Source organism: Kineococcus vitellinus (assembly GCF_009906315.1).
In the GTDB taxonomy this organism is placed as follows: Bacteria; Actinomycetota; Actinomycetes; order Actinomycetales; family Kineococcaceae; genus Kineococcus; species Kineococcus vitellinus.
Map to the genome: position 1 here is coordinate 1 of NZ_JAAALL010000524.1, position 1559 is coordinate 1559.

At 77.5% G+C, this 1559-nt stretch carries 1 protein-coding gene; it reads left to right on the forward strand.

What is annotated here, in order from left to right:
* Positions 1–25: 25 nt before the first annotated feature.
* Positions 26–1559 (forward strand): amidohydrolase family protein (locus GTQ99_RS23075; RefSeq protein ID WP_166617993.1); only part of this gene is annotated, 1534 nt, incomplete at its 3' end.

Genomic DNA, 1559 nt, shown 5'->3' on the forward strand with positions numbered 1-1559 from the left:
CGACCCCCGCCCCGGAGAACGCCTCGTGACCAGCACCCGCGCCGACCTCGTCGTGGTCGCCGACACCGTCCACACCCTCGACCCCGGCAACCCCCTCGCCCAGGCCGTCGCGCTCGCCGACGGGCTCGTCGCGGCCGTCGGCGGGCGCGAGGACGTCCGCGGGTGGTGCGGCCCCGGAACCCGCGTCCTCGACCTGGGCGCGGCCACCCTCGTGCCCGGCCTCGTCGACGGGCACCAGCACCCGGTGATGGGGCTGGACACGACCGCCGGCGTGGACCTGTCGACGGTCCGCACCGTCGACGAGCTCGTGGACCGGTTGCGGGCCGCCTCGCTCGGCCTGGCCCGCGGCGACTGGCTGCTGGGCTGGGGCCTGGACCCCAACACCTTCGCCGGCGGGCCCGTCACCTGCGAACCCCTCGTGCGGGCGCTCGGGCCGGACGTGCCGGTGTTCCTGCACCTGTTCGACGTGCACTCCGCGCTGGTCTCCCCGCGCGCGCTGCAGATCGCCGGGGTCGAGGGGGCGCGCGCCTTCGCCTCCGGCGCCAGCGTCGTGCTCGACGCGGACGGGCGGCCCACCGGGCACCTGCTGGAGAAGGAGGCGGTGGACCTCGTCTCGGCGCACCTGCCGGCGGAGCCACCCGCGCAGCGCCGGGCGCGGCTGCGCGCCGTGCTGGAGCAGATGGCCGCCGGCGGGCTGACCGCCGCGAACGCCATGGACTTCGAGGGGGACTCCCACGAGCTGGTGCGGGCGCTGGAGGAGGACGGGGACCTGCCGCTGCGGCTGCGGTTCGCACCGTTCGTCGTGCCGGGCGCCGGCCGCGAGGCCCTCGACCTCGTCGTCGAGCAGCAGCGCCTGCGCGGGCGCCGCTGGCGGGTGGAGGGTGCCAAGTTCATGATCGACGGCACCGTGGACGGCGGGACCGCGTGGCTGGAGGAGGCCGACACCCACGGCGAGTCGACCGCGCCGTTCTGGCCGGACCCGGGCGAGTACACCCGCGCCGTGCGGCAGCTGGCCGCCGAGGGCGTGCCGACCGTCACGCACGCCATCGGCGACGCGGGGATCCGCCACGTGCTGCGCACGCTGGCCGACGCGCCGCGGCGCACCGCGGTCCCGCACCGCGTCGAGCACCTGGAGACGATGCCCTCCGACCTCGTCCCGCTCTTCCGCCGCCTGGACGTCACCGCGAGCATGCAACCCACCCACTGCACGCACTACACGAAGGCCGACCACAGCGACAACTGGTCGCAGCGGCTGGGTCCCGAGCGCGCCGGGCGCGCGTTCCGCACCCGCGACCTGCGGGAGGCGGGCGCGCGGCTGGCGCTGGGCTCGGACTGGCCCGTGGCACCGCACGACCCGCGGGCCGTGATGGCCGACGCCCGGTTGCGCCGCACCGCCGGCAACCCCGACGAGGAACCCGTGCTGCCCGCGCAGGCCCTCACCGCGGCGATGGCGCTGGAGGGCTTCACGACGGCCGCGGCCGCCGCCGCCGGGCTGGCCGACCGGGCGGGCCGGGTCCAGGCGGAAGGCCGTCAGGTCGGCGCGGTGGCCCACCCGGACC